The 14,930-nt window shown below is 74.2% G+C and carries 14 protein-coding genes and 2 tRNA genes; 7 read left to right on the forward strand and 9 right to left on the reverse strand.

All coding sequences use genetic code 11. The annotated features are described in order from the left end of the window. Positions 1-32: 32 nt before the first annotated feature. From ABD234_RS03350 to ABD234_RS03360, 3 genes are read right to left on the reverse strand one after another with little or no spacing between them, the layout of a single operon-like run. A complete protein-coding gene (locus ABD234_RS03350) occupies positions 33-710 on the reverse strand; it encodes a 3'-5' exonuclease (RefSeq protein WP_038374389.1) in 678 nt (225 codons plus the stop codon). Continuing rightward, positions 707-2,635: a DUF294 nucleotidyltransferase-like domain-containing protein gene (locus tag ABD234_RS03355; protein ID WP_198025481.1), complete on the reverse strand. Its 1,929-nt coding sequence runs from the start codon at positions 2,633-2,635 to the stop codon at positions 707-709. The genes ABD234_RS03350 and ABD234_RS03355 overlap by 4 nt, the downstream gene beginning before the upstream one ends. Further along, complete coding sequence (locus ABD234_RS03360; RefSeq protein ID WP_038374387.1) at positions 2,635-3,531, reverse strand: NAD-dependent epimerase/dehydratase family protein; 897 nt, start codon at positions 3,529-3,531, stop codon at positions 2,635-2,637. Before ABD234_RS03360 ends, ABD234_RS03355 begins: the two co-directional genes overlap by 1 nt. 127 nt (positions 3,532-3,658) lie before the next feature. Here ABD234_RS03360 and ABD234_RS03365 point away from each other — a divergent pair. Next, positions 3,659-3,732 (forward strand) — tRNA-Lys (locus ABD234_RS03365). A gap of 45 nt (positions 3,733-3,777) precedes the next feature. Here the strand turns inward: ABD234_RS03365 and ABD234_RS03370 are convergent. Both ABD234_RS03370 and ABD234_RS03375 read right to left on the reverse strand, forming a co-directional pair. After that, positions 3,778-4,503 carry a nucleoside/nucleotide kinase family protein gene (locus tag ABD234_RS03370; protein ID WP_051487152.1) on the reverse strand — a complete coding sequence of 242 codons (726 nt, stop codon included), beginning with the start codon at positions 4,501-4,503 and terminating at the stop codon, positions 3,778-3,780. Continuing rightward, on the reverse strand, positions 4,500-4,718 hold the full coding sequence (locus ABD234_RS03375; protein ID WP_038374385.1) for a hypothetical protein: 219 nt from the start codon (positions 4,716-4,718) through the stop codon (positions 4,500-4,502). The genes ABD234_RS03370 and ABD234_RS03375 overlap by 4 nt, the downstream gene beginning before the upstream one ends. Positions 4,719-4,927: 209 nt before the next feature. Here ABD234_RS03375 and ABD234_RS03380 point away from each other — a divergent pair. Next, positions 4,928-5,001 (forward strand) — tRNA-Lys (locus tag ABD234_RS03380). A 148-nt stretch (positions 5,002-5,149) separates the two neighbouring features. Continuing rightward, positions 5,150-6,640 (forward strand): lipase maturation factor family protein, encoded by a 1,491-nt coding sequence (locus ABD234_RS03385; RefSeq protein ID WP_038374384.1) that lies wholly within the window; start codon positions 5,150-5,152, stop codon positions 6,638-6,640. Between the two features lie 9 nt (positions 6,641-6,649). On the opposite strand, the gene ABD234_RS03390 is transcribed toward ABD234_RS03385, so the two are convergent. Beyond that, the gene (locus ABD234_RS03390; RefSeq protein WP_038374382.1) at positions 6,650-7,204 is read right to left on the reverse strand and encodes a P-loop nucleotide/nucleoside kinase family protein; all 555 of its coding nucleotides are present in this window, start codon (positions 7,202-7,204) and stop codon (positions 6,650-6,652) included. Between the two features lie 48 nt (positions 7,205-7,252). Here ABD234_RS03390 and ABD234_RS03395 point away from each other — a divergent pair, with 48 nt between their 5' ends. Continuing rightward, positions 7,253-8,020: a dienelactone hydrolase family protein gene (locus ABD234_RS03395; protein WP_232226486.1), complete on the forward strand. Its 768-nt coding sequence runs from the start codon at positions 7,253-7,255 to the stop codon at positions 8,018-8,020. Between the two features lie 9 nt (positions 8,021-8,029). On the opposite strand, the gene ABD234_RS03400 is transcribed toward ABD234_RS03395, so the two are convergent. After that, positions 8,030-8,716: an ABC transporter ATP-binding protein gene (locus ABD234_RS03400; protein ID WP_051487151.1), complete on the reverse strand. Its 687-nt coding sequence runs from the start codon at positions 8,714-8,716 to the stop codon at positions 8,030-8,032. Further along, on the reverse strand, positions 8,713-11,100 hold the full coding sequence (locus ABD234_RS03405) for a hypothetical protein (RefSeq protein ID WP_156954195.1): 2,388 nt from the start codon (positions 11,098-11,100) through the stop codon (positions 8,713-8,715). The genes ABD234_RS03400 and ABD234_RS03405 overlap by 4 nt, the downstream gene beginning before the upstream one ends. A gap of 190 nt (positions 11,101-11,290) precedes the next feature. On the opposite strand from ABD234_RS03405, the gene ABD234_RS03410 reads away from it, so the two are divergent. From ABD234_RS03410 to ABD234_RS03420, 3 genes are read left to right on the forward strand one after another with little or no spacing between them, the layout of a single operon-like run. Next, the gene (locus ABD234_RS03410; protein ID WP_038374379.1) at positions 11,291-13,009 is read left to right on the forward strand and encodes a carbon starvation CstA family protein; all 1,719 of its coding nucleotides are present in this window, start codon (positions 11,291-11,293) and stop codon (positions 13,007-13,009) included. Then, entirely contained in the window at positions 13,009-13,356 is a 348-nt protein-coding gene (locus ABD234_RS03415) for a cory-CC-star protein (protein WP_332248925.1), read from the forward strand. The genes ABD234_RS03410 and ABD234_RS03415 overlap by 1 nt, the downstream gene beginning before the upstream one ends. Continuing rightward, positions 13,347-14,321: an ArsA family ATPase gene (locus ABD234_RS03420; RefSeq protein WP_038374378.1), complete on the forward strand. Its 975-nt coding sequence runs from the start codon at positions 13,347-13,349 to the stop codon at positions 14,319-14,321. Before ABD234_RS03415 ends, ABD234_RS03420 begins: the two co-directional genes overlap by 10 nt. Positions 14,322-14,358: 37 nt before the next feature. On the opposite strand, the gene ABD234_RS03425 is transcribed toward ABD234_RS03420, so the two are convergent. Continuing rightward, positions 14,359-14,916 carry a TetR/AcrR family transcriptional regulator gene (locus tag ABD234_RS03425; RefSeq protein ID WP_038374377.1) on the reverse strand — a complete coding sequence of 186 codons (558 nt, stop codon included), beginning with the start codon at positions 14,914-14,916 and terminating at the stop codon, positions 14,359-14,361. Positions 14,917-14,930: the final 14 nt, after the last annotated feature.

The raw sequence follows: 14,930 nt of genomic DNA on the forward strand, positions 1-14,930 counted from the left end.
GTTTCGCCGGGAATCCCCCGTTTTCGGGGGGATCAGACCAGCACGCGCCGCAGCCGGGTGGTCCGGGAGCCGCTGATCTCGCGCCACTGGCACAGCATGACCTCCGCCGCGGCGACCGCATCGGACAGGGCGTGGTGCGCCCGATGCGGCGGCAGGCGGTACCGCTCGCGCAGCGCCGGCAGGCGCAGGTCCCGGCTCTCGCGGCGGAAGCTGGCCAGGCTCCGCTCGACCCGGACGGTGTCCAGCACCGGCACCTCCGGGCGCAGGCCCCAGGCGCGTTCGCAGGCGCGGCCCAGGAATCCGCGTTCGATGGACGACTCGTGGGCGACCAGCACGCTCCCGGCGAGCTCCGGCATCAGCGCGGCGAGCACCGTCTCGAGCGGGGCGCCGCGCGCGAGCACCTCGCGGGTCAGCCCGTGCACGAGCACCGCCTCGGTGCGGGCGACCTCCTCGTGACGGACCACGGCGTAGCCCGCCCGGCCCAGACGGATCCTCCCCTCCTCGACGGGGACCCAGCCGATGCTGAGGATGCGGTCCGTCTCCGGGTCCAGACCGGTCGTCTCCAGGTCCACGGCGAGGAACCGCACGTCCCGCACGTCCTGGGAGGCGCGCGGCCAGGGCCGGGAGAGCAGCGGGAGCAGAGGCGCGGGGACCCGGCCGCGCTCGAGGGCCCGACGGCGGCGCCGCTCCAGGGCCGGGAGGCTGCTCACCCGATCGCCCCGGCCTCGCTGGCCTGGCGCAGCACCGCCTGGGCGGAGCGCACGATGGTGAACGCCTCCTTGAGGTGCCCCTGCTCGTAGGCCGTCAGGGCGTCGGGGGCGAGGTCGTTGTTGGGGGCCAGCCCGCGCTCGCGCCGGTCGCGCTGATGGCGCAGGCGCACCCCGGAGATGAGCACGAGGGCGTTGCGCAGATCGTCGGCGCTGGTCGCGGAGATGCGGCCCGCCTGCTGCGCCGCCTCGAGGCGGTCGTAGGTGTTGGCGGTGATCGACCCGGCGGACATCGCGTGGATCCGGGCGATGTCGATGATCGGGGTGATGCCGCGGCGCTTGATGTCCAGCACCTTCTGGCCCTCCCCGTCGCGGCTGAGCACGAAGGTGCGGAAGAAGCCCAGAGGGGGCGAGCTGCGCAGGGCGTTCGCGGTGAGGGCCCGCAGGAAGCGCACGGGGCTGCGCAGCAGCTCGCGCAGGTGCTCGGCGAGCTCTGCGGCGAGGCTCTCGTCGCCGTGCACCGGGCGCACGTCCAGGAAGACGGTCGCGTTCAGCAGCGCCTCGAGCTCCGGCTCGGCGATCCACTGCTCGTAGTACTCGCGCCACTGGCTGATCGGCTGGCGCCAGGCGGGGTTGGTGGCCATGAACCCGCCGGAGCAGGCCGGGATGCCGCAGGCCTCGAGGCCGCCGGTGACGCGCCGGGCGAGCTCGGCGAAGTACTGCTCGCCGTCCGCGCGCTCGACGTCGTCGATCATGCCCATGTCCTCGAAGAGCAGCGCATTGTCCTGGTCGGAGCCGATGGTCACCTCGCAGCGCGCCTGCGAGCCGAGCGCCAGCCACACGTAGCGGCACGGCGGCTCGCCGAGGTCCTGCTCGGCCAGCTGGAGCAGACGCCGGGTGCAGGTGTCGACGATGCTCGTGAGCACGTGCGTCACCTGCCGCGGGGGCAGCTCCGCGCGGATCAGGGCGGACTGCAGGTCCGGCAGGGCGCGCATGAGCTCGGCGAGCTCGGCGGGAGCTCCGGCGCGGGACAGCCGCCCGGCCAGGCCGATGGCGTTCATGCTGTGGTGGTCGCGGAACAGGTCCGCCGCGGAGACCACCCCCAGGATCTCCCCGGCCTCCCGGACGGGGACGTGGCGGATGTCGTTCTCCACCATCATGATCATGGTCTCGAAGCCGGAGGCGTCGCCGTCGACGGTCAGCGGCTGCGGCGTCATCACGGCGGAGACCGCCTGGCCCGGGTCCCGGCCCTCGGCGATCACCCGCTCGCGCATGTCGTGGTCGGTGAGCACCCCGACCAGCCGCCCCTCCTCCAGCACGCAGGCCATCGAGGTGCGCTGGCGGCTCATCGCGATCGCGGCCTCGCGCACGGTGGCGCCCGGGTCCAGGAGCACGGCGGCGCGGGTGATGAGCTCGCGGGCGGGCGCCGATGTCGGCATCCCGATCGCCTCGATCGCCCCGGTGCTGGTCAGGGCGTGCTGCAGGCGCTCCTCCTCCTTCCCCGCGAAGGCGTCCCGGACCTCGGGGACCAGGGCGGCCTGCTCCTCGAGGACGCTCGCGGGGAACCGCAGGACCAGGGCGTCCTCGAGCGCCACGGCGGTGTACTCGGTGGGCCTGCCCGAGGTCGCGGACTGCCGGCCGAAGAACTCCCCCTCGCCCAGCCGCGCCCGCAGCGCGCCGTCGCCCTCGCGCTGCTCGATCGCGCCGGTGCGCACGAGGAAGACGTCGGTGTTGCGGTCGCCGATCGCGAACACCTGCTCGCCGCGCGGCACGAAGCAGAGGTCGCTCGCGGTCGCGATCGCGTAGGAGACCGAGGGCGGCAGGCGGTCCAGCGGGTGCGCCCGCGAGATCACGTCGAGGATCTCGGGCACGGCCGCCGGCCGCGTGATCCCCGAGGAGGCGACGTCGTCCTGCCGCTGCGGGCTCATCACATACGGGACCAGCCGGGAGTGGAGGGGCCGATGGTGGGCCGCCATCCGGTCTCGGACATGAAGCGCAGGGACGACACGCGCAGCGACCGGCGCTGGACGTCCAGCCGGGTGCCGACGATCGCCTGGGTGAGGTCGGGGAAGAACTTCGCCGAGCCCTCGATCCCGGCCTCCGTACCGAGGTCCTTGGCCCAGCGCCGCCGGGTGATGGGTTCGCCGCCGACGTTGTAGAAGCCGCTGCCCGCCTGGAGCGCGGCGACGAAGGCGCGGCCGGCGTCGCGATGGTGCAGCAGCGTCACGTAGTTCTCGGGCTTGCCCAGCAGGATCGCCTGGCCCTCGCGCGTCGCCTTGAGAGCATGGGTGGTCTGGGGGTCGCGGCCGAAGAGCTGCCCCAGGCGCAGGATCACGGCGGTGCGCCCGCCCTGGGCGAAGTCGACGGCGGCGCGCATCTCGCGCACGCGCGGACGGAAGGCCTGGTTGCGCACGGACAGCGGCTCGTCCTCGCCGATCCAGTCCGAGCCGTTGTCGGGGTAGAGGAAGATCGTGGACTCCTGGACGAGGCGTCCCGCTCCGGCCCGTGCGGCGGCCTCCGCGATCGCGACCGATGCCTCCAGGTGGAGGCGGTCGTCCTCGCGCCAGGCGAGCGGGCGCATGGCCGCCATGCCGATGGGCAGCTTCGCCAGCGCATTGATCACGACATCGTGCCCGCGGAAGGCCTGCTCGAGGTCGGCGGCGTCGAAGACGTCCGCCACCACGGCGCTCGCGCCGCGCCCCTCGATCACCGGGACGCCGCGCTCGCGACGCGTGACGCCGGTGACCTCATGACCCTCGGCCACCAGAGCGGCGACGGCCTCCTGGCCGAGCACTCCGGTCGCACCGGTGACAGCGATCCTCACGTGGGCCTCCTCCACTTCGCGGTGAGGCATCCCAGTCTAGGCGATGGCCTGCGCTGTCACCTCGCTCACAGACGCAGCCCCCGGATTTCTCGCGGCCGGGCCGGCGGCGGTAGAGTCTTCTGCGTTGGCGTCATTAGCTCAGTTGGTTAGAGCAGCTGACTCTTAATCAGCGGGTCCGGGGTTCGAGTCCCTGATGACGCACCGACACCGAAGCCCCCGTCCAGCGGACGGGGGCTTCGTCGTGCGTCACGACGGCTCCACGGCAGGAGCGTCGGTGTGCTCCGCCCCGGACGCGCCGCCGCGCTGATCCCGCAGCCGGGGGCGGGTGAGATCGGTGTTGTCCAGGATCCAGCGCGCCCGCTCCGCGGGCGCGGCCTCGGCGAGATACAGCCGCTGCCCCTGGACGTACCGCCGGTTCGAGGGCGCCTCCGGGTCCGCCTCGCGCATCCCGGGGAACCGGGCGTTGCCGCGCGGCACGCTCACCGCGAACGGGACCTCGACCCAGACGACGGCGTCCCAGACGTCCCTCAGCTCCGGGCGCTGCAGGAAGATCCCGTCCACCAGCACGATGCCACCGGGAGGCACCTGCACCGGCTCCGGGTCGACCGGGGCATCGCGGGCGACGTCCCAGACGGCCGGGATGATCGGCAGGCCCGCGCGCAGCGGCTCGACCACGCTGCGGCGGAAAGCGTCATAGCGGTAGGAGGCGCGATAGAAGCCGTCCGGGCCGGTGCCTGCTGCGAGCCGCTCCGCCCGCGGCCGATGGAAGCCGTCGATGCTCACCGTCACCGCGGGCCGGGCGCCCTCGTGGGCGGCGATCGCTGCGAGCTCCGCGGCCAGACGCGTCTTGCCCGCGCCGTCGACCCCGTCCACCGCGATGAGGGCACGCCCCTCCGGCCGGACCTGCGCGATCCCGCGCCACAGCCGCTCGAGGACGGCGCGGCGCCCGGAGGTCGCCGCCGGCGGCGTCACCAGTCGGTCGCCGAGCCCTGCAGCACGGAGGCATCCAGCACACGCTGGGGCCCGGGCGGCGCGCCCTCGGAGGGCGTGACGACGCTCGTCGCCCCGGAGGCGCTCGAGATGCCGGCGAATCCGGCGCTCATCAGGCCGAATCCCGCGATGAGCGGGACGGACACGGCGAGCGCGATGGAAGCCCGACTGCGGCGGCGGATGCTTCGCATGGACATGCGTACCCCTCGTGCTGGACGTCGGGCGACTCCCCTGTCCCCCGACGTTTTACCGTTCGTTGACTCTTTCGCCCACTGCGCCATACCTTTGCACGCCCGTCGGACGGAGTCAATCCGTCGCACGGTCGGCGAGGTGACGGGCATCATGGCCCCGACGTGACGCAGGCGGCAGACCTCGCCCGCATCGGCGTGTAGAGTCTTCTCCGTTCGCGTCATTAGCTCAGTTGGTTAGAGCAGCTGACTCTTAATCAGCGGGTCCGGGGTTCGAGTCCCTGATGACGCACCCGCGAGAGAAGCCCCATCGGTCCGCCGGTGGGGCTTCCTCGTCTCCGGACGTCTCCGGACCATCGGCCCTGGGGCCGCAGCAGCTCTGGCCATCGGCCCCCGGCGAGGGGAGAATTCCCGGTGCCGGTCCGAGAGGAGGCGATCCGATGGACATCGGCCCCTGGCTCGCGCTGCTGGATGCGCACGAGTACTCGATCTCGCGCGAGGTGATCCAGCGCGGCGTCGCCGCCGTGTACGTCCTCGCGTTCCTCTCGAGCTTCCATCAGTTCCCGGCCCTGCTGGGCGAGAGGGGCCTGCTGCCCGCCCCCGACTACCTGGCCCGCACCGCGGCGGATCCCGGCCGCTCCCCCAGCCTGTTCCGCTGGCGCGCCGTCCCGTACTCCGACCGGGCGCTGCGGACGGTGTGCGTGCTGGGCATGGCGCTGGGCGCCGCGGTGGTCCTGGGCCTGCCCCAGGCCGGCCCCGCCTGGGCGCCGATGCTGGTCCTCCTGGCGATGTGGGGGCTCTACCTGTCGATCAATTCCCTGGGGCAGCGCTTCTACGGCTTCGGATGGGAGTCGATGCTGCTGGAGACGGGATTCGTCGTCGCGTTCCTCGGCTCCCACGCGGTGGCTCCGCCGCTGCTGGTCATCCTCTTCCTGCGCTGGCTCCTGCTGCGCCTCGAGTTCGGGGCCGGCATGATCAAGATGCGCGGCGACGCGGCCTGGCGGAACCTCACGGCGATGGACCACCACCATCAGACGCAGCCGATGCCGAACCCCCTCAGCCGGTTCGCGCATCAGAAGCCCGCCTGGTGGCACCGCGCGGAGACCCTGGGAAGCCATATCGTCCAGCTCGGCGCGCCCTGGCTCCTCCTGCTCCCGCAGCCGCTGGCGTCGATCGGCGCGGGAGCCATCATCCTCACCCAGCTGTTCCTCGTCCTGACCGGCAACTACGCGTGGCTGAACTGGCTGACCATCCTCATCGCGACCAGCGGCATCAGCGACCCCGTCTGGCGGTGGCTGCTGGGAGGGCCGTGGCCCGGCTGGGGCTGGGAGCGCACGGCCGATGCCCTGGCCGCCGCGGATCCGGCGGGGCTCTCGCCGCTGTGGTGGCAGGTGATCGTCGTCCTGGTCGTCGCCGGTCTCGTGGCCCTCAGCCGGAGGCCGCTGAGGAACCTCTTCCGCCATGACCAGCTCATGAACGCGAGCTTCAACCGCTTCCACCTGGTCAACGCCTACGGGGCGTTCGGCTCCATGACGCGGATCCGCCGGGAGGTGATCATCGAGGGCACCGAGGCCGAGAATCCGCGCGAGGAGGACTGGCTGCCCTTCGAGTTCCGCGGGAAGCCCGGCGACGTCCACCGCCGCCCCGGGCAGTTCGCCCCGTACCACCTGCGTCTGGACTGGATGATGTGGTTCGTGCCGCTGGGCCAGTGGCACAGCCTCTGGTTCGCCCGGCTGCTCGAGCAGCTGCGCCGCGGCGACCCGGGGATCCGGCACCTGCTGCGCCACGACCCCTTCGCGGGTCGGGCGCCGCGGGACCTGCGGGTGCGGGTCTTCGAGTACCGCTACGCGAGCCGTGCGGAGCGCCGCGCCACGGGAGCCTTCTGGGTGCGCCGTGAGGTCGGCGAGCTCACCGGAGCCCGGCCGGGATGAGCGGCGTGCTCAGGACCGCCCGAGATCGAGGCGGGGCAGCGAGGGCCAGCGGCCGCAGGCCCAGGCCGCCCAGCTCCCGCAGCCCTCGGGCGGGGCCGGGATCGGCGCGCCGCGCAGCTCCTGCGCGTCGGGCGGCTCGAACATCGCGGCGTAGCGATCGTGGTCCGCGGCGCTGATGTCCACGGTCGTGCCGGCCCCCTCGCGGAAGCGGGCATCGGCCCGTCGCCGTCGCTCCGGCTCCGGAAGGCTGAGCGCGTGCAGGACGAACCGCGCCCCCGCGCGCTCGGCGAGGTCGCGGATGGCGTACCGCTCCGGCGCGGACCAGCATCCGAAGTCCAGGATCACCGACATCCCGCCGCGCAGGACCCGGTCGGCGACGACGAGGAAGCGGCCCTCGAGCACGTCCCGGGCGGGCTCGACCTCGAGCTGCCCGAACAGCGGCATCATCCAGTCGTCGGGCGTGAGCCGCAGGGCGCCGTGCTCCTGCTCGAGCCGCCGCGCGAGGGTCGTCTTGCCGACGCCGGGCAGGCCGACGGTCAGGTGCAGGGAGGGCTGCGGGGGCATCCGCTCATCGTGCCACCGGCGCAGCGCGGGCCGCGCTAGAGTCTCGCTGTGACCTCCGCCATGCCGCCCTCCGCCACCGAGATCGCCATCCCGACCGATGCCGGGCAGCTGCCCGGCCTGCTCTGGCTGCCTCCGGGCGGCGGGGACCCCGTCGCCGGGATCGTCGTGCTCCAGGAGATCTTCGGGCTGTCCGACTACATCCTCGGCCGGTGCCGGGACCTCGCCGAGCAGGGGTACGCGGTGCTCGCGCCGCAGCTGTTCGCGCGGCTGGACCCGCCGATCGATGCCGTGCCCGAGGACGAGGACACGCAGGCATGGATCGGCGCGGGCATGGAGCTGGCCCAGGCGCTGCCCTGGGAGCGGGCGGAGGCCGATGCCCTCGCCGCCCTGGAGGCGCTGCGCGGCCGTCCCGAGGTGGACGCCGGGCGCACCGCGCTGCTCGGCTTCTGCTACGGCGGCGGGCTCGCGTTCTCCGCCGCGGCCGCCGCGAGCAGGCAGGGACGCGCCCCCGCCGCCCTGGTCAGCTTCTACGGCTCCGCGCTGCCGGGCCTGCTCGACCTCGCCGGGGACGTCACCGTGCCCAGCCTGCACATCTTCGGCACCGATGATGCGTTCATCCCGCGCGAGAGCGTCGAGCGGATCCGCGAGGCCGTCACCGCCGGCGGCACGCGCGAGCAGATCCGCTTCGCGCTGTACGAGGGGGCGGGCCATGCCTTCGACAACCCGCATCCCGCCCTGCACCACCCCGATGCGGCCCCGGCCGCCTGGCTGCGCACGGCCCGGTTCCTCGCCGAGGTGCTCGCCCCGCAGCGCTGAGCGCGCCGATCAGGCCGCGCGCAGGCGGCCGTCGACCATCTCCTGCACCCGGTCCGCGCGTCCGGCCACCGCGGGATCGTGCGTGACCATCAGGATCGCCGTGCCCTGGTCCCGCACCCGCGAGAGCAGCGCGAGCACCGTCCGCGTGGCCTCCGCGTCCAGGGCGCCGGTCGGCTCGTCCGCGAGCAGGACCCGGGGCGCGTTGATAAGAGCGCGGCAGATCGCCACCCGCTGCAGCTGACCGCCGGAGGCCTCCGTGATGCGCCGCTCGGCGAGCTGGCCGACGCCGGCGTCGGCCAGCAGGGTGCGCGCCCGGTCGACCACCGCGGTGCGGGGACGGCCGCCGGCGGCGAGCCCCGGCAGCAGCACGTTGTCCAGCAGGCTGAGCCCCGACAGCAGGTGGAACTGCTGGAAGACGACGCCCAGGCGGTGCAGCCGGGCTCGGGCCTGCGCGGGCTCGGACAGGGCCAGCAGATCCTCCCCGTCCAGCTCGACCCGTCCCGCATCGGGCGGGTCCAGGGTCCCCAGGGCGTGCAGCAGGCTCGACTTCCCGCTCCCGGAGGCGCCGACGACGGCGAGCATCTCCCCGGGGGCGAGGTCGAGATCCACCCCGTCGAGCAGGGTGCGTCCGGCGATGCGCCGGCGGAGCCCTCGGGCTCTCAGCACGGGGCCAGGGGCTGTGGTGTCGGGGGTCATGCGAGGGCCTCTCGGAGCTCGTCGGGATGCGGGTCTCGGGTGCCCGCCCAGGTCGCGGCGCCGACCACGAGGGCGAGCGCCGCCGGGGCGAGGACGGCGGTCAGCACGGGGGCGCCGTGCAGGGGCAGAGCGCTGGCCCCCTGGCCGAGGGCCTCGAAGCCGCCGTACATGCCCTCCAGGACCAGGTCCAGCAGAGGCTGCCCGATCGCCTGGGCGGCGGCGGCCCCCAGCGGCAGGGCCGCGGCCAGGGCGAGGGCGACGGGCACCGCGCCGGCGCGCCGCAGCACGACGGCGGGGACGCCCACGGCGCGGTGGATCGCCGACTCCCGCGCCGCCACGGCGCGCTCCAGCCGCAGGCACAGCACCGTCACCAGGGCGGACAGGGCGAGCGCGGCGGCGCCGGCGAGCAGCGCCGCCGCGCGCATGCGGGCGGCGATCGGCCCCAGCAGCTGCTCGCGGTACTCGTCGACGGCGAGCACCCGGGCTCCGGGCACCTCGCCGGCGATCCGCCGGGCCGCCGTCGCGGGATCCGCCCCCGGCGCCATCGCGACCGAGAGCACGTGGTCGACGGTCGGGGCGCCGGGGACGGGCTCCGCGGTGCGGGCCGTGCGCCCGCCCTGGGTGATGTCCTGGTAGGCGCCGACGATCCGCAGCGGTGCGCCCGCACCGTCCCCGCCGCTCCCGCTCAGGGTCACCCGGTCGCCGACCGAGAGGCCGGAGTCCGCCAGCAGCAGCAGCGAGAGGGCGACCTCTCCCGGAGCGTCGGGAGCCCGTCCCTGCGCGACGGTGATCGGGAGCCGGGTGTGGTCGCCGGCCAGGACGACGACGGGGACCGGGAGGCCGTCGGCATCGGGGAGGGTCGCGCGCTGGACGGTGTGCGCGACGGCCTCGGCGACGGCCGGATCCTGCCGCAGGGCCGCGGCCGCGGGCTCGGCATCGTCCGCGGCGACGGCGTCGGCCAGGAGATCCGCCGGGGTGATCCCGAGCGATCCGATGACCTCCGGCGAGCCGAGGGTCGAGGCGGCCCGCATCGGCGTGACCATCACCAGCATGGCTCCGGCGAAGATCATCGAGAGCAGCAGCAGGGTTCCCCCGCGCTGCACGGCGGACAGCAGCCCCAGGCGCAGCGACAGCGGACCGCGGGCCGCGTGCTGCAGGGACAGGCGGCCGGTCGCGAGGCGGCGCAGCCGTCCCGTCCCGCGGTCGATCCCGCGGGCGCGCAGCGCCGCCGCGATGCCGGTGCGGCCGATGCCCCGCAGGGCACGGTGGACGGTGGCGAGCACCAGCAGCAGCGCGAGCACGGCGGCGATCGGCGGGGCCAGCCAGGGCGCGATGCCGGACACGGGGCCGAGGTAGGCCCCGGCCGGTCGCAGCAGCAGCAGGCCCAGGCCCCAGCCCCCGGCCGTGCCCAGGCCCGCCCCGAGCAGCCCGATCGCCGCGAACGGCGCTGCCTGGATCCCCTGGATCCCACGGCGGGGGATGCCGAGGGCCGCGAGCACGCCGACCTGGCGCAGGCTGCGGCGCAGGGCGGTGAGCACCGCCAGGTGGAGGCAGAGGATGCTGATGCCGGAGAGCACCGCCGCGGCCAGCAGCACCAGCGCCGCCGGCAGCCCTTCGCCGATCATGCTCAGCAGCAGGAAGGTGGAGCGGTCCACCGTCGGTCCGTCCTGCGGGAGACCGGCCGCGAGATAGGCGGCGCTGACCGCGCCGGCATCGGCCGGATCGTGCAGCCACATCTCGACCAGGTGCTCGACGGTGCCGGTGCGCGCGGCGGCCTCGGCGAGGTCCTCCGGGTGCACGGCCAGGCGCTCGGAGCTGGAGATCGGGGTGGACATGGCCGCGTCGCGGTGGAACCCGGTCACCGTCAGCGCGAGCTCCCAGCCCGTCCCGTCGATGACGCGGACCTCGTCGCCGAGCTGGGCCGCCCCCGAGATCCGGTGGTGGACGGGCAGGGACACGGTCCCGCGCTCGGGCACGCCCAGCGGCTCGCCCTCGAGGTCGATCAGCATGTCCCGCCGCTGGCCGGGGACGGTCAGCGAGCTCTGCTGGGTGCTGGAGGCGCGGTCGTGCCCGTCGATGACCAGGTCCTGGCCGCGCAGGGTGAGCAGCTCGGCCACGCCGGCCTCGCGGATCTCGGGACGCCCCGCGGCCCAGTCCCGGATCGGCGCCGGATCCACGGCGCCGGTGTGCATCTGCACCAGATCCGGGGAGCGGGCCTGATCCAGCAGGCGGTCGGCGGAGGAGGACACTCCCATCAGCAGGAACCCCGCGCCGCCGGCGAGGGCCACCGCCAGGGCGATCAGGCCCGTCAGCGCGGCCGGGACGACCGGAGCCCCGCGCAGCTCTCGTCCGGTCATCGTCATGAGCAGTCTCGTGGTCCCCATCGGGCCGCCTTCCCTCTCGCATCCGAGGCTAGGAGAGGACGGCGGCGGCGAGAATGCGGCTCTCCCCCCGGCGATGCGGGGGCCACCTGGGATGCCGGCGGACTACAGTGACCGGGTGCACCCCCTGAGGTGCCGCGGGCCGCCGACGTCCCCCGGCGGTCCGGCGCGCCTCCCGACCGCTAGGAGCATCGTGAACTCCCTCCTCCTCGCCGCGATCGGCGTGAGCATGATGATCGCCGGGTACCTGCTGTACTCCCGCTTCCTCTCGCGCCGCGTCTTCCGGCTGTCCTCCTCCTTCCGCACCCCGGCGCACGAGCTGTCCGACGGGGTGGACTACGTCCCCACCAACAAGTTCGTGCTGTGGGGGCACCACTTCACCTCCGTCGCCGGGGCCGCCCCGATCGTCGGCCCGGCGGTCGCGGTGATCTGGGGCTGGGCCCCGGCCTTCCTCTGGGTCACGCTGGGCACCGTCTTCTTCGCGGGCATGCACGACCTCGGAGCCCTGTGGGCCTCGGTGCGCAACCGCGGGCAGTCCATCGGCGCGCTCTCGGCCCGCTACATCGGCGTGCGCGGCAGCCGCCTGTTCCTCGTGGTGATCTTCCTGCTGCTGCTGATGGTCAACGCCGCCTTCGCGGTGGTGATCTCGGGCCTGCTGGTCTCCACGCCCTCGGCCGTGATCCCCACCTGGGGAGCGCTCGTGGTCGCCGTGCTCATCGGACAGGCCATCTACCGCCTGCGCTGGAACCTGGCGACCGTCTCGGTGGTCGGCGTCGCCGCCCTGTACGGGCTGATCCTGCTGGGCGACCGGTTCCCGCTGGCCCTGCCGGAGACGGTGCTGGGCATGTCCGCCGGGGCGTTCTGGATCGTGGTGCTGTTCCTCTACGCCGGCATCGCCTCGATGCTGCCCGTGTGGGTGCTGCTGCAGCCGCGCGACTACATCAACGGCCTGCAGCTGTTCATCGGACTGGGCCTGCTGTACGGCTCGGTGCTCATCGCGAGCCCGACGATCGTCGCCCCCGCCCTGAACCGGGCCCTGCCCGAGGGCACCCCGGGCCTGATGCCGCTGCTGTTCGTGACCATCGCCTGCGGCGCCATCTCCGGCTTCCACGGCGTGGTCTCCTCCGGCACCTCCTCCAAGCAGCTCGACGCGGAGACCGATGCCCGCTTCGTGGGCTACTTCGGCGCCGTCGGCGAAGGGCTGCTGGCGCTCGGCGCGATCATCGCGACCACCGCCGGCTTCCGCACCCTGGCCGACTGGGAGCAGGTGTACAGCGCCTTCGGACAGGGCGGCGTGGTCGCCTTCGTCAGCGGCGGCGGCGCCATCCTGAACGCCGGGCTGGGCCTGCCCGCCTCGCTGTCCGCGACGGTGCTCGCGACGATGGCCGTGCTGTTCGCGGCCACCACCATGGACACCGGGGTGCGCCTGCAGCGCTTCGTGGTGCAGGAGATCGGAGAGATCGCCGGGCTGCGGCTGACCCCCGTCATCGCGACAGCGATCGTGCTGGTGGTCTGCGTGGGCCTGGCCTTCGGCGCCGGGGCCGACGGCTCCGGCGGCATGGTGATCTGGCCGCTGTTCGGCACCACCAACCAGATCCTCGCGGCGCTGACCCTGTCGATCCTCGCGGTGATGCTGACCCGCAAGCGCCGGCCCGTCCTGCCCGTGCTGCTGCCCCTGCTGTTCGTGCTGGTGGTCAGCCTGTACGCGCTGATCATCCAGATGGGCACGTTCTTCGCCGAGCGCAACTGGCTGCTGCTGGTGCTGGACGTGATCATCCTGATCGCCGCCCTGTGGGTGGTCCTCGAATCGGCGGTCGCCCTGAGCCGGGCCCGCAGCGCCGCCCCGGAGGTCGAGGAGGACGACGAGAGCGCCCCGGTCGGCGGCCGATCCGTCGGCGACGGCCCGGCCTGATGCGCGGGACGAGCCCGAAGCGCACGACCGGCCCGGAGCGCGCGGCCATCCCGGAGCGCACGGCCGACCCGGCGCCTCGTGCGGGCCGGCTGCGTCGGGGCTGGCGGGAGCTCGGAGCGGGTCTTCACGAGTTCTACGCCGCCCCTTATCGCCGCACCTTCGCGCGGGCCCGCCGGGACCAGGACGACCTGTTCACCATGATGGTGATGTCCGAGGCCCTCGGCGTGCCCACGCCGACCGGGCTGCTGTCCCTCGAGCTGCTGCCGGCGATCTACGAGGACTTCCACGACTGGCACCGCCGCGCGGGCATGGACCGCTCCCCTCTGGAGGGCATCGGGTGCTGCTGAACCTCGCCGCGCGGCGCCGTCTGCTGCTCCTGGGCGGCAAGGGCGGGGTCGGCAAGACGACCCTCGCCGGCGCCGTCTCCCTGGCCCAGGCTCGGCAGGGGCGGCGCACCCTGGTCGTCTCCACCGATCCGGCGCACAGCCTGGGCCATCTCTTCGACGTGCCGCTGGGCGACCGGCCGGCGGCCCTGGCGCCGGGACTGGACGGGCTGGAGATCGATCCCGATGCCACCGTCGCCCGGCACCTCGAGGACGCCGGGACGATGCTGCGGTCCATGATGCCCGCGCACCTGGCCGGCGCCGTGGACGCGCACCTGGAGCTGGCGCGCAGCTCCCCGGGCACGCACGAGGCCGCGGTGCTGGACCGGCTCGCCGCGGTGGTCACCGGAGCGCTCGAGGGCGGGCACGGGACGCCGGCGTACGACCTGGTCGTCGTGGACACGGCCCCCTCCGGGCACACCGCCCGCCTGCTCTCCCTGCCGGAGTCGATGACGCTCTGGATGGATGCCCTGCTGCAGCGCCGCGACCGATCGGAGCGCTTCGGCGAGCTGGTCTCGGCCCTCGGGCCGTCCGCGGCGGCGTCGGGGCGCGCCGCGCGCGACGCGCAGATCCGGGAGGTCATCACCCGGCGGCGCGACCGGCTGAGCGGACTGCACCGGATCCTCACGGACCCGCGGAGCTGCTCCTTCGCGATCGTCCTGAACGCCGAGCGCCTGGCGGTGCTGGAGACCGGCGAGCTGCACGCGCAGCTCAGCGCGGAGGGCGTGGACGTCGGCGCCCTCGTGGTGAACCGCCGCTCCCCCGCCGATCAGGGGCCCCAGCTGGCGGCGCGCCGGGAGCGGGAGGAGGTCCATCTCGCCGCGCTGCGCACGGCTCTGCCGCAGGTGCCGCTGCTGGAGGTGCCGCACCTGGAGCGCGACGTGCTGGGCACGGAGGGCCTGGAGGCGCTCGCCGCCCACGGGCTCTGAGCCGCCGTCGCGGCGGGTCGGGCGTCTCCGCGCCGGGTCAGGCCGTGCCGCGCCGGGTCCGGGCGAGCTCGACGAGATGGTCCACGACCTCCAGCAGCTCCTCGAGCGAGCCGGAGCTGCCCGGGGCGGGGACCTCGGCGCCGCCGACGAGCGCCGCGTCGTAGTAGAGCCCGTCCCCCATGAGGAGGATCGCCCGGCACACCGCCGGATCCCCGAGCTCCTCCATCAGCAGCTCCCGCCACGCCTCGCCCATGCGCACCATCATGTCCCGGGCCGCCGGCGTGGAGGCCTGGGCGAGCTGGGCGACGGCGATGCAGGCGCGGTCGAAGGCGCTGCCGGTCCACACGGAGGAGCGCACGTAGTAGCGGGCCGGCCCCTCGGGCGCCGCCCGCATGAGCTCGCGGTCCTGGGCGGCCAGCTCCTCCAGGCGCGCCAGCAAGCCCTCGGCCAGCGCCTCCTTCGAGCGGAAGTGGTAGAGCAGCCCGCCCTTGGAGACGCCCGCACGGGAGGCCACGGCCTCGAGGGTCGCGGCGCGGGCGCCCTCGTCGATGAGGATCGCCTCGTAGGCGTCGAGCAGGGCATCGCGAGCGGACATGGAAGCACCCTAGC

This window comes from Brachybacterium phenoliresistens (genome assembly GCF_039530785.1).
Classification (GTDB): domain Bacteria; phylum Actinomycetota; class Actinomycetes; order Actinomycetales; family Dermabacteraceae; genus Brachybacterium; species Brachybacterium phenoliresistens.

What these genes read in the sequence shown, in the direction of transcription:
- ABD234_RS03400 (WP_051487151.1), bottom strand. Translation starts at nt 8,716, where the DNA reads ATGACCCCCGACACCACAGCCCCTGGCCCCGTGCTGAGAGCCCGAGGG.
- ABD234_RS03405 (WP_156954195.1), bottom strand. Translation starts at nt 11,100, where the DNA reads ATGGGGACCACGAGACTGCTCATGACGATGACCGGACGAGAGCTGCGC.
- ABD234_RS03385 (WP_038374384.1), top strand. Translation starts at nt 5,150, where the DNA reads ATGGACATCGGCCCCTGGCTCGCGCTGCTGGATGCGCACGAGTACTCG.
- ABD234_RS03355 (WP_198025481.1), bottom strand. Translation starts at nt 2,635, where the DNA reads ATGAGCCCGCAGCGGCAGGACGACGTCGCCTCCTCGGGGATCACGCGG.
- ABD234_RS03390 (WP_038374382.1), bottom strand. Translation starts at nt 7,204, where the DNA reads ATGCCCCCGCAGCCCTCCCTGCACCTGACCGTCGGCCTGCCCGGCGTC.
- ABD234_RS03415 (WP_332248925.1), top strand. Translation starts at nt 13,009, where the DNA reads ATGCGCGGGACGAGCCCGAAGCGCACGACCGGCCCGGAGCGCGCGGCC.
- ABD234_RS03425 (WP_038374377.1), bottom strand. Translation starts at nt 14,916, where the DNA reads ATGTCCGCTCGCGATGCCCTGCTCGACGCCTACGAGGCGATCCTCATC.
- ABD234_RS03375 (WP_038374385.1), bottom strand. Translation starts at nt 4,718, where the DNA reads ATGTCCATGCGAAGCATCCGCCGCCGCAGTCGGGCTTCCATCGCGCTC.